Here is a 12,012-nt window from a genome sequence, read left to right on the forward strand (position 1 = left end):
AGAATGAGGAAGTTGAAATTTTAAGAGCAATAAGTATAAATACCTTTGCCTATTTAATCTCGTCATAGAATATAACACAATTACGTCCGTGGTTCTTAGCAAAGTATAAAGCCTTATCCGCGTTAGCAACCAATTGTATTACCGATTCGCCATCTTTTGGGAAAACCGTCCCTCCTATACTGACAGTAACATTAAACTTTTCTCCATAGGCTTTGAAGGGATATTTCCCTACTGCCTCACGAATCCTCTCGGCAACTATCTTTGCTTCTTCCTCAGCCGTATTGAGCAAAAGCACTGTTAACTCTTCTCCTCCATATCTACCAATAAGGTCAATCTCTCTCAAATTTGTCCTCAATATCCGTGCTATCTCTCGCAACACGTAATCACCGGTAAGATGGCCGTATTGGTCATTGCAATTTTTGAAATGGTCAATGTCAATCATAAGAAAACTAAGAAACATCTTATGTTTTTTAGCTCTCCCCAGTTCTTCTTCAAAAGATTTAATTATCTCTCTACGCACATAGAGCCCCGTAAGACTATCCGTCGTTGCCATCTTTTCTATCTCTTCGTAAAGAATAACCTTTCTTAATTCCAGAGATATTTGCGTGGAGAAGATGGTAAATTTGGAAAAATCTTCCTTTTTTAGACCTTCTAAAAGCAAAAAACCAATTACGGTATTTCCCGAATGCAAAGCAGAAACGGCAAAAGGAACATCTACTTCTATACCGAAACGCCGTTTAACATCATCGTCATCCTTATCCAGATAAAAAGAGCCTCTTTCACGGTAGATTCTTTCCAGAACTTTATAGTGTTCCCTACGAGAAAGATAACTTTCCTTTAAATCATCCGTAAAAAGTGAGGAAATTTCATATATCTTATCTATCTCCAACGCACTAAAATTATGGCGTAATATAACCAGAAAACCTTTCTCAAAAGAAAAATTTTTTCGCAAAGTCTTCTGAAGGAATCTAAATATGTCTTCAAAAGAAAGAACTCCGGACATCTCCTTGGTTATTTCATATAAATCTAACATCGTAAAATTGTCTTTTTCTAAATTCCTAATTGTAACTTCGACATCTTCAATTCTTTTCTCCATATCCTTACAAACAACTTCTAAATGGAGAAATTCTTTCTCCGCTTCTTCCGAAAAATTAAGAGACATTTTCTCAAATCTGTTTACCAAGACGGGAAAGGTAAATAATACAAGAGAGAGGCTTAAAAAATACGTACCCCCCTCTACCTTTCTATTGGGCATAAATTCTAAAAATAAAATGACTAGACAAAATATGGCAGTGATAAGAAAAATCTTCTTGCCCCGCACAATAAAATTCAACAAGAAAAGAATGGGAATTAAAAATATGCCGTAGCTCATTTTATCCCTCGGTAAGCAATACGATTTCTTCCTTGTGCTTTAGCAGAATATAAACACTCGTCTGCTTTATGTATAATTTCCTCTTTGGTTTTACCATCATAGGGATAAATTGCTATTCCTATAGAAATAGTTACATGCGTTGCTTCCCGACGCAGGTAAAAAATCTCTCTGTCCACTCTTTCCCTTATTTCTTCGGCAAATCTGATTGCTCTTTCTTTTCCTGAATCTCCCAAAACCACCAAAAATTCCTCTCCACCATAACGCACTGCAAAATCATTCTGGGTAATATTAGAACTAAGTATCCTTGCTATCTTCTTAAGCATAATATCTCCCGCAATATGCCCATAACGGTCATTGTAATCTTTAAAATAATCAAGGTCCAGTATTAAAACAGAAAATTCTTTTGATTTAACCATTAATTCTTCTAAACGGCTATAAAGATATCGGGGTAAAAAGAGATTAGTTAAACCGTCGCGTTTAGCTAACTCCTCTGTCTTCTGATAAAGATAGGCATTCTCTACTCCTACCGACACCAAATCAGAAAAAATATCCAACATTCTTAAGTCGTCAGGAGTAAAACTGGCTGGCAAAGAAGATTCTAAACGCACCACCCCCAATAATCTATCTTCAGAACTTAAAGGGCAGGCAAGCAGAGCACGAAAATCTCTTTTAGTTTCTTCTACCGCGGAAGAAAAACGAAAATCCTTTTGGACATCGTTAACTATTAAATTGCCTTTCTCTCTAAGTAGCCAACGGTCAAATATATCAAGCTGTAATTCTCTATCCTGAGGGCCGTAATCGGTTTTTAAGAAAAAGGAGACAACCTTGGGATTCTCTATCTCTATGCCCTCTTCTTCTACTAAATATATCAGAACATTTTCTGCTTTAGGGATTATTTCGCCAATTCTTGCACCTGCCGATTGGATTATCTTGACCAGATCTAAAGTCGTGCTAAATTCATCTGCCATGAGTTTCAAACGGTAAAATCTCTCAAATCTCTTTGTGAGTGCTGATTTAACTTTGTTTTTATCCTCGATATCAGCGGATAAAAGAGCAATTCTATTTCTTAAATTATTAATTTTTCCCTTATAAATTTTAATATGGGAAACAAACCCCACGCGTTTGATACCGGATAAAACTCCGGCACTAAAAGCTATCCCGATTAAAGGGAGAATGTAATTTGTTTGATAATACTGGAGAAACCTCTGGCTGAAAAGAATAATTACTAAAAAATAAAAAAAACCAAAAATATTCCCAAAGGTAAAGACGGTAAAGGAAATCAATGGTGCAAACAAAATAAATAAAGCCATCACTTTATCTTCTAATCCAGGACCTTGAATCCAAAGTTCTCGTTCTATGAGAAAAAAAATAAGAAAAGAAGAAAATAGAACGATAAAGCCGTTTAGCAACCTTGACCATTTTAATGCCATTATAATTTAAACCAATGCTTTCTCGGTATCTTTATCAAAGAAATGGACCTTATTCATGTCTAAAACTACTTCTATCTTCTGATTTACTTGAGGGGGTTGAGTTATTCCTCCTATCCGGGCAATAAGTATATTTCTACCTGTATTAAGGTAGAGATAAATTTCTGAACCCATTGGTTCTACAATGTCCACCAAGACATTTATTGTATTCTCGGGAGTAGAATGGGTGGTAAAAAATTTATCGTAGATGTCCTCTGCCCTTATCCCCAAAATAATCTCTTTACCCACATAGTTCTTTAAAGCTTCAATCATATGTTCAAGAATCCTCACCTTAAATCCACCTTCATCAAAAAAGTATTTGCCATTATGCTCCACTAATCTTCCTTGAATAAAATTCATCGGAGGAGTTCCAATAAAGGAGGCAACAAATTTATTCACGGGATGACTATACAAGGTCAATGGATCGGCTACCTGCTGGATAATTCCATCCTTCATGACCACAATGCGTGAACCAAGAGTCATTGCTTCCACCTGGTCATGGGTAACATAAATCATTGTTGTTTGTAGGCGATTATGCAGTTTGTTCAATTCAGCACGCATCTGAACTCTCAACTTAGCATCGAGATTACTAAGCGGTTCATCAAACAAAAAGACTAAAGGCTTACGCACAATTGCTCTTCCTACCGCCCCGCGTTGTTTCTCTCCGCCAGAGAGCTCTTTGGGTTTTCTGCCGAGGAGTTGGTGTATTCCTAAAATCTTCGCTGCCTCCATTACCCGTTCCTTTATCTGGGATTTCGCATAACCTCTTAATCTTAAACCGAAAGCCATGTTATCGTAAACACTCATATGAGGATAAAGAGCATAGTTTTGAAAAACCATGGCAATATTTCTATCCTTAGGAGGAACATCATTAACCAACTTATCTCCAATATAAATCTCGCCCGAGGTAACTTCTTCTAACCCTGCAATCATTCTCAAAGTGGTAGATTTCCCACAACCGGAAGGCCCAACAATCACAATGAATTCTTTACTCTCCACACCTAAATTGAAATCTTTTACTGCATTTACTCCACCGGGAAAAATTTTATGCACATGTCTTAAACTTACCTGCGCCATATCCCTCCTTCGCTGATAATCTTTTAACTAAAAAACTATCTAAATTATTTGCTACCTTTAGCCAAAATAATCAATGAGATTTATTAAAGTTTGTTTCAAGTCACGACGATGCACAATCATATCAATTAGTCCGTGTTCCAGAAGAAATTCTGAGCGTTGAAATCCAGGAGGCAATACTTGATGAATTGTTTGTTCAATAACCCGCGGACCAGTGAAGCCAATGAGAGCTCGTGGTTCAGCAATCAATACATCACCTAAACTGGCAAAAGAAGCAAGCACCCCTGCCATCGTAGGATTGGTCAAAATAGAGATAAAACATAGTCCTGCACGGTGAAAATGAGAAAGCGCCGCAGAGGTTTTAGCCATTTGCATCAGCGAAATCATCCCTTCCTGCATCCTTGCACCACCGCCTGAACCGGAAACTATAATCAAAGGGCATTTTTTTTTCAACGCATGCTCTATACTACGGGTAATTTTCTCTCCTACCACCGACCCCATCGAACCCATCATAAACCGAGAATCGGTAACCGCCATTACCGTCCTTCTACCCTCTATGGTTCCTTCTCCACTAACTACCGCATCTTTTAGACCTGTAGCCTTTTGGTCCTTTAATAATTTCTCACTATAACTAACGGGACCTTTAAATTCCAAAGCATCAACCGAAGAAAGCGCACCATCCAATTCTTTAAAACTATCTTTATCTAAAAGAAGATTGATGCGTTCAGGTGCAGTGAGCACAAAATGATAATTGCATTTAGGACAAACCTTGAAATTTTCCTCCAACGTCTTATTATAAATAATCTCTCCGCAATCTTCGCACTTTGTCCAGAGCCCCTCAGGAATCTCTTTACGTTTAGCAACTTTAACCAGAGTATATTTTGGTCTTCTAAATATCGCCATGGTTCAAAGTTTAAAATACAAAAATCAGAATTTTAATTATTCTATTGCCCCAAGGAGGATTCGAACCTCCGACACGAGGTTTAGGAAACCTCTGCTCTATCCATCTGAGCTACTGGGGCGGAAATAAATTGTTAAATTGCTTTTTAATATTTTATCAAAGAGAAAACTGGGTATTTCTTTAGTTTTTCACGGCCATTGAGTGCAGTAAGCTCAATGAGGAAAGCACATTCCACAATATTCCCATTAAGTTTTTTCATCAATTCCGTGACTGCCTTTACTGTCCCTCCAGTAGCCAAAAGGTCATCAACAATGAGCACACGCTGTCCCTTCTTTACAGCATCCTTATGTGCACACAGAGTATCCTCACCATACTCTAAAGAATAAGAAACCTCCACAGTTTTAGCAGGAAGTTTCCCTCTTTTCCTTATAGGAACAAACCCCGCCCCTAATTTATAAGCCAATACCGAACCAAAGATAAACCCTCTTGCCTCTACCGCTACCACCAATTCTATGTTCTTATTTCTGTAACGCCGATAAAAGATATCGATGACTTTTTTAAAAATAGAGGGTTCTTTTAAAAGCGTAGTTATATCACGAAAAATAATTCCTTTTTTAGGAAAGTTGGCAATATTACGAATATATTTTTTAAGATTATCTCCTCCCATAAACCCTTTTATTTTTATTTTTATTTTTATTTTTAACTATCTTTAATCCTTTTTCTCTACGTCTACATAGTTCTTTTTTCTCTTCTTCTCTAAGTCTTTTTTCTACATAAGAGATTTTCTTTATTTGTTCCGAAGTTAGTAGTTTGTGTAACTTTTTGAGCGCATTCTCTTCAATCTGTCTCACCCTTTCCCTGCTTATAGAGAATTTCTTCGCCACCTCACTTAAAGAATGTGTTACTCCTCCTATAAAACCAAAACGCATGCTCAAAATTTCCCTTTCTCTGTCAGGCATCATACCCAATAGCTCAGTTATTTTCTCGTGATGGAATAAACTTACTAGTTCATCTATGGCATTCTTTGAAGTAAGATCTTCCAGAAGGTCAACAAATTCTGTAGAGCTTTCTTCAGGTAAGACCATGCGATCGAGCGAACTTGAACGAACGGAAAGTTCCGTTATCTCTTTTACTTTCTGCACCGAGATTCCCATCTCTTTAGCAATTTCCTTATCCGTAGGCTTGCGCCCAAATTTGTGAGAAAGTTTCTCATTAATCTTTCGCAACTTACTAATCATCTCGTTCATGTAGACAGGAAGTCTCACTACTCTTGCCTGATTAGCTATCGCTCTTGTTATATACTGTCTTATCCACCAAGCAGCATAGGTAGAAAAACGGTATCCCTTATTGGGATTAAACTTTGCCACCGCACGCATCAACCCAATGTTACCCTCTTCGATCAAATCAGTCAAAGGCAGTCCCAAATAGCTGTATTTCTTTGCCATATTTATCACCAGAGGTAAGTTAGCATGAATAAGCCTATCACGTGCAATTCTATCTCCACGTTTTGCACGTCGGGCAATTTTAAACTCTTCCTCCGCACTCAAGCGTTCTACATTCTTTATATCCCTTAAATAAGCTTTAATCGGCTCCATATCTTACCTTACTACTTATTTCTCGCATCCTCAAGAACCGCCTGTGCTGCAGCCAACTTAGCAATAGGAACCCGAAAAGGAGAACAACTCACATAATCCATGCCTACCCGATGACAGAATTTAACCGATTGTGGCTCACCTCCATGCTCGCCACAAATCCCGACTTTTAAGTTAGGTCTGACTCTTCTGCCACGTTCAATTCCTGTCCTAATAAGTTCACCTATACCCTCTTCATCAATGGTCTGGAAAGGGTCATTGTTGAGTATACCCTTTTCCAGATAATCAGGCAAAAAAGCTCCGATGTCATCACGAGAGAACCCAAACCCCATTTGGGTAAGGTCGTTAGTTCCAAAAGAGAAAAATTCTGCTACTTCAGCAATCCTGTGAGCAAGGAGACTGGCACGGGGAATTTCAATCATCGTTCCTACCAAATAGTCAATCTTTTTGACATTAAATTTGGTAATGACTTCTTTGTAAACTCGTTTCACAATCTCAAATTGATGAACAAATTCTTTCATATCTGAAACTACGGGTATCATAATCTCAGGATAAGTTCTTTTACCTTCTTTTATCAATTCACAAGAGGCTTCAAAAATTGCCCTTATCTGTGTCTCGCTAATCTCGGGATAGGTTATGCCCAAACGCACCCCCCGATGCCCCATCATCGGATTTGACTCTTTTAGACCATCCGCTCTCTTCTCTAATTCTTCAAATGAGATGTTTAAACTTTTGGCTAAATTCTCCAATTGTTCTCTCTGATGAGGAACGAATTCGTGAAGAGGCGGATCAATAAGTCTGATGGTTACCGGAAGTCCTTCCATCGCAAGAAGGGTATTTTTTATATCTTCCTTCATATAAGGAAACAGTTCTTGCAAAGCAGAACGCCGTTCTTCTTCTGTACGGGAAATTATCATCTTTCTTAAAATAAAGAGTGGAATTTCTGAACCTTTTCCATAAAACATATGTTCGGTGCGGAAAAGCCCAATCCCCTCTGCCCCAAAAGAACGAGCGCGCTTAGCATCTTCAGGGGTATCTGCATTGGTACGGATTTTTAATCTCCTCACCTTATCACAGATTTTAAGAAAACTGTTAAGAAGTTCGTTCTCACTAGAGGCGTCAATCATCGCAAGCTTTCCTTCGTAAACGTATCCTTTTGTTCCGTTAAGGGTAATCCAATCACCTTCTTTAATCGTTTTACCATCCACGTTAAATTCTTTCTTTTCATAGTCTATCTCTATCTCTCCGCATCCTACAATACAACATTTTCCCCAACCGCGGGCAACCAGAGCAGCGTGAGAAGTCATTCCTCCGCGAGCAGTGAGAATTGCCTCCGCAGCACGCATTCCCTCTACGTCTTCGGGATTGGTTTCTTCTCTAACAAGAATAACCTTCTTCCCTTCCTTTACCCAATTTACTGCCTCCTGAGCGGAAAAAACCACCTGTCCCATTGCTCCTCCGGGACCAGCAGGAAGTCCTTTAGCCAAAGGCTTGCGTTTTGCTTCTTCTTTGGGGTCAATTATAGGGTGAAGTAATTCATCCAACTGCTGGGGTGTAACCCGATAAACTGCCATTTCTTTAGTAATCAATCTTTCTTTATACATATCGACTGCCATTTTTACCGCCGCTAATCCATTACGCTTACCCACACGACACTGAAGGATAAAAAGCCTTCCTTTTTCGATTGTAAATTCAATATCCTGCATATCCCGATAATGTTTCTCCAACCTTTTCTGAATCTGAAAAAGTTGTTGGTAAAGTTTAGGCATCGCTTCTTCTAGGGTCTTTAAATGACGATTATACTCACTCCGTGAATATTCATTTAGGGGAGCGGGGGTACGTATGCCCGCGACCACATCTTCTCCTTGGGCATTAATGAGATATTCTCCGTAGAATTGGTTCTCACCATTGCCGGGATTACGGGTAAAAGCTACACCCGTAGCAGAAGTATCATCTAAATTTCCAAAAACCATAGTTTGAACATTTACAGCAGTACCCCAATCATCAGGAATATGTTCGATTTTACGATAAGCTACGGCTCGCTTTCCATTCCAAGAAGCAAAAACTGCACCTATTGCCTGCCAGAGTTGAACATTGGGATCATCAGGAAAATCTTTTTTAAGGACTTCCTTTATTTTTGCCTTGAAAAGAGAACATAACTTTTTCAAGTCTTCAGCATCTAAGTCGGTATCGGAGCTAATTCCTTTTGCTTTCTTTAAATCTTGCATAATCCTCTCTAACTGTTTGCGAATACCCAACTCTTCACTTTCGGGTTCAATACCCTGAGCCTTTTCCATTACCACGTCTGAATACATCATAAGAAGTCGGCGATAGGCATCATAAACAAAACGTTCATTTCCTTTACTTTGTTTAATCAATCCGGGAATGGTTTTCTCGGTTAGTCCAACATTGAGCACTGTTTCCATCATACCCGGCATAGAACGTCTTGCTCCCGAACGCACAGAAACAAGTAAAGGATTTTGCGAATCTCCGAATTTCCTACCCATAAGTTTCTCTATATTCCGCATAGCTTTATCGACCTGTTCTTTCAGCCCCTCAGGATATTTCTTTTTATGCTTATAATAATAAGTGCAGACTTCGGTTGTAATAGTAAAACCCGGAGGAACAGGAAGTTTTAAGTCAGGATGCCCTGCCATCTCCGCGAGATTTGCTCCCTTACCTCCTAAGAGTTCTTTCATCTTCTCATTTCCATCAGCTTTACCTCCTCCAAAAAAGTAAACATATTTCTTACTCATCGTTAGAAAACCCCTCCTTTCTAAAAATTACGTTAACTCTGGTGTGTTCGTTTTGTTCGTTAGGTTCGTTGTGTTTGTTAGTTTCGTCAATTCCGGTAAACAAAAATGCACATCACATAAAGAACTGAACAAAACAGCTTTAGCCAATATTAAATTTAGAATCTAGATACTCTTTTAACTTGTCTATGGAAATACGGTCCTGAAGCATTGTATCTCTATCTCTTATCGTAACCTGTTTATCAACGAGAGATTGAACATCTACAGTTACACAATAAACAGTGCCTATCTCATCCTGACGGCGGTAAAGCCGACCAATGCTGGCTGTATCATCATAGGTAACCACAAAATACGCACGTAAATCTTCATATATTTTTCTTGCCATTTCTACTATTTCCGACCGATTGCTTAGTAAAGGCAAAACTGCGACCTTAATGGGAGCTAGTTTTTTATCTAATCCTAAAACAACCCTTTTCTCTCCTTTCACTTTCTCTTCCCGATAAGCATCGATAAGAAAAGCAAGTAGCGAACGGTCAACCCCTCCCGATGGTTCAATGATGTAGGGAAAAAAAATATCTCGCTTTTGCTCATCAAAATAAGAAAGTTCTATACCGCTAAATTTACTGTGTTGGCGCAGGTCAAAATCGGTGCGGTTAGCAATCCCTTCTAACTCCATCCAACCAAAGGGAAAATGATATTCTATATCGGTACAGGCTTTAGCATAATGTGCAAGTTCATCTTCGGCATGTTCCCGTAAACGTAGATTATCTCTGTTTATTCCCAGTCTTATATACCAGTTAAAACGTTCCTGAATCCAGAAATCGTAATATTCTTTATCTTCTTCGGGACGGACAAAATATTCCAATTCCATCTGTTCAAATTCGCGAGAACGGAAAGTGAAGTTTCCTGTCGTAATTTCATTACGAAATGCTTTGCCTATCTGAGCGATGCCAAAAGGAAGTTTAGGGTGTTTGGCGGCAAGAATATTGGCAAAATTTACAAAGATTCCCTGAGCAGTTTCAGGCCTCAGAAAGACTTTTAAAGCAGTTTCTTCTATCGGGCCGAGATGCGTCTTTAACATCAAATTTGCGTAAGTAACCTCTCCCGACAAAGGTTTTCCGCAGGAAGGACAAAGACCATTTACAATCTCAGGATTGTCCTGACGATAATATTTATCACAATGGGAACAACTGAGAAAAGGGTCTGCAAAATTCTGGGCATGGCCGGAAGCTTCCCATATCCGCGGATGCATTAAAATCGCAGAATCAAGCCCAAAAACATCATCTCTTTCATAAACCATCGCTCTCCACCAAGCGTCTTTAATATTCTTTTTCAACTCGACCCCCAACGGTCCATAATCCCAAGAACTCGCCAACCCGCCATAAAGTTCGCTGTTCTGAAAAATAAATCCTCGACGCTTAGAGAGAGAAACAATCTTTTCTATCGTTACTTCCGACATAGGTTTAAAATTTTAACATAAAATCTATAAATAAGCAAGCGCTTTACGCCTTCGGGGCTAATTCGTAAGCACGCGGAACCCTCTCCAGATGGTAAACTAGAAATTTTTCTAAAACTAACCGCAATTCTTCCCGAATTAACCTGCCCATTCTGAGGCGAGAAAAGAGATTTTCTTCAGAACCGCTCAGTATGTGTTTCAAAGTAGAAATCGTTCCCGGTTGAATAAAAGAGGAATTACCGTCTTCTAAGGCACAATGTTTACAAAGAAGCCCCCCATTTCTATGGCTAAAATAAGCAGACTTTATAATGGGTTTTTTACATCTAATACAATTATCAATACGCGGTGAAAATCCCGTCAATTGAAGAAGTTTTATCTCAAATATTCTCACTATGCGTTCCAGGTCTTCTGCATCTCCGATAAGTGTGAAAATTTTTAAAAGCATTTCAAAAATACGCTCATTTTTCTCCTCTAAGGGCATAAACAAATCTATCAGTTCTACCAGATAGCTAGCAAATATATGTCTATTTAAGATTGAAAATTTTTCACCAAAATCTTTAAGTAGTTCTGCATCAGTAATAAGATTAAGTCCACGGCGAGGATAGAAAACTACGGTGTTATAACTGAAGAGAGGAAAACTAGTCCTCCATTTAGGTGGGGAAACACGTACTCCTTTTGCTAAGCCATTTATTTTCCCAAAATCTTTAGTAAAGAGTGTAAGGATAAAACTTGTTTCGCGAAATTCACATCTTTTTAAAACCAAGGCTTCGGCTTTCCGTATCATCGTGATACTATACCAAAAGATATCACTAGTTTTATCCCCTCTTCTACGGATATGTCTAAGGGAATTGTTTTATTTATAGGGACAAAGAGCAAAAAACCGCTCGTGGGGTTGGGGGTTGTCGGAATAAAAACACTTACCACCTCTTCTTTTGTGCTCTTTTGAATTTCTCCCTTTGTCTCCGAAGTTATAAAACCTAATGCATAAGAACCATCTTTGGGAAATTCTACCAGCACTACCTTGCGAAACGCCCCCTTTTTACTCAACAATAAAGCATCCGAAATTTCCTTCGTACCGCTGTAAATTTTACCAATTAAAGGAAGACGTGAAAGAAAGTGTTCTAAAGAAAATAGAAAACGCCGTCCAAAGATATTTTTTGTGGCAATACCTAGTAAAGAAATAATGAGAATTACAAGAATGAAAATAAAAATTTTAAAAAGAGGAACTAAATAAGTATAAGGAAAGAATTTAAAAAGGTATTTTATCCCTGGTTCAAGAATGATTTGGTCTAGCTTAAAGTATAAAAAGCGTATAAATAAAAAGCTGATAACTAAAGGAAACAGAATAATAAGACCACTGATAAAATTATTTCTTAATTTACGTATTAAAGTTTCCAT

The 12,012-nt window shown here is 38.4% G+C and carries 10 protein-coding genes and 1 tRNA gene; all 11 read right to left on the reverse strand.

From position 1 onward, the window contains the following. Positions 1 to 49: 49 nt before the first annotated feature. Positions 50 to 1,372 (reverse strand): GGDEF domain-containing protein, encoded by a 1,323-nt coding sequence (locus NC818_01535; protein ID MCM8783451.1) that lies wholly within the window; start codon positions 1,370 to 1,372, stop codon positions 50 to 52. Beyond that, on the reverse strand, positions 1,369 to 2,802 hold the full coding sequence (locus NC818_01540; GenBank protein ID MCM8783452.1) for a sensor domain-containing diguanylate cyclase: 1,434 nt from the start codon (positions 2,800 to 2,802) through the stop codon (positions 1,369 to 1,371). The genes NC818_01535 and NC818_01540 overlap by 4 nt, the downstream gene beginning before the upstream one ends. Positions 2,803 to 2,808: 6 nt before the next feature. Beyond that, entirely contained in the window at positions 2,809 to 3,915 is a 1,107-nt protein-coding gene (gene ugpC / locus NC818_01545; GenBank protein ID MCM8783453.1) for a sn-glycerol-3-phosphate ABC transporter ATP-binding protein UgpC, read from the reverse strand. A 57-nt stretch (positions 3,916 to 3,972) separates the two neighbouring features. Beyond that, positions 3,973 to 4,815 (reverse strand): acetyl-CoA carboxylase, carboxyltransferase subunit beta, encoded by an 843-nt coding sequence (gene accD / locus NC818_01550; protein ID MCM8783454.1) that lies wholly within the window; start codon positions 4,813 to 4,815, stop codon positions 3,973 to 3,975. Between the two features lie 45 nt (positions 4,816 to 4,860). After that, positions 4,861 to 4,934: transfer RNA gene (locus tag NC818_01555), tRNA-Arg, on the reverse strand. Between the two features lie 24 nt (positions 4,935 to 4,958). Then, positions 4,959 to 5,480 carry an adenine phosphoribosyltransferase gene (apt, locus tag NC818_01560; protein MCM8783455.1) on the reverse strand — a complete coding sequence of 174 codons (522 nt, stop codon included), beginning with the start codon at positions 5,478 to 5,480 and terminating at the stop codon, positions 4,959 to 4,961. Continuing rightward, positions 5,467 to 6,408: an RNA polymerase sigma factor RpoD/SigA gene (locus NC818_01565; protein MCM8783456.1), complete on the reverse strand. Its 942-nt coding sequence runs from the start codon at positions 6,406 to 6,408 to the stop codon at positions 5,467 to 5,469. The genes apt and NC818_01565 overlap by 14 nt, the downstream gene beginning before the upstream one ends. Before the next feature lie 11 nt (positions 6,409 to 6,419). After that, the gene (gene ppdK, locus NC818_01570; protein ID MCM8783457.1) at positions 6,420 to 9,161 is read right to left on the reverse strand and encodes a pyruvate, phosphate dikinase; all 2,742 of its coding nucleotides are present in this window, start codon (positions 9,159 to 9,161) and stop codon (positions 6,420 to 6,422) included. 139 nt (positions 9,162 to 9,300) lie between these two features. Then, complete coding sequence (locus NC818_01575; GenBank protein ID MCM8783458.1) at positions 9,301 to 10,617, reverse strand: glycine--tRNA ligase; 1,317 nt, start codon at positions 10,615 to 10,617, stop codon at positions 9,301 to 9,303. Between the two features lie 43 nt (positions 10,618 to 10,660). Beyond that, a complete protein-coding gene (gene recO / locus NC818_01580; GenBank protein ID MCM8783459.1) occupies positions 10,661 to 11,398 on the reverse strand; it encodes a DNA repair protein RecO in 738 nt (245 codons plus the stop codon). Then, complete coding sequence (locus NC818_01585) at positions 11,395 to 12,012, reverse strand: DUF502 domain-containing protein (GenBank protein ID MCM8783460.1); 618 nt, start codon at positions 12,010 to 12,012, stop codon at positions 11,395 to 11,397. Before NC818_01585 ends, recO begins: the two co-directional genes overlap by 4 nt.

Source organism: Candidatus Omnitrophota bacterium, assembly GCA_023819145.1.
Lineage (GTDB): Bacteria > Omnitrophota > Gorgyraeia > DTHP01 > DTHP01 > JBFWKV01.

Coding starts and splice junctions, on each gene's coding strand:
- accD (MCM8783454.1), bottom strand. CDS start 4,815: ATGGCGATATTTAGAAGACCAAAATATACTCTGGTTAAAGTTGCTAAA.
- ugpC (MCM8783453.1), bottom strand. CDS start 3,915: ATGGCGCAGGTAAGTTTAAGACATGTGCATAAAATTTTTCCCGGTGGA.
- recO (MCM8783459.1), bottom strand. CDS start 11,398: ATGATACGGAAAGCCGAAGCCTTGGTTTTAAAAAGATGTGAATTTCGC.
- NC818_01535 (MCM8783451.1), bottom strand. CDS start 1,372: ATGAGCTACGGCATATTTTTAATTCCCATTCTTTTCTTGTTGAATTTT.
- NC818_01565 (MCM8783456.1), bottom strand. CDS start 6,408: ATGGAGCCGATTAAAGCTTATTTAAGGGATATAAAGAATGTAGAACGC.
- ppdK (MCM8783457.1), bottom strand. CDS start 9,161: ATGAGTAAGAAATATGTTTACTTTTTTGGAGGAGGTAAAGCTGATGGA.
- NC818_01540 (MCM8783452.1), bottom strand. CDS start 2,802: ATGGCATTAAAATGGTCAAGGTTGCTAAACGGCTTTATCGTTCTATTT.
- NC818_01575 (MCM8783458.1), bottom strand. CDS start 10,617: ATGTCGGAAGTAACGATAGAAAAGATTGTTTCTCTCTCTAAGCGTCGA.
- apt (MCM8783455.1), bottom strand. CDS start 5,480: ATGGGAGGAGATAATCTTAAAAAATATATTCGTAATATTGCCAACTTT.
- NC818_01585 (MCM8783460.1), bottom strand. CDS start 12,012: ATGGAAACTTTAATACGTAAATTAAGAAATAATTTTATCAGTGGTCTT.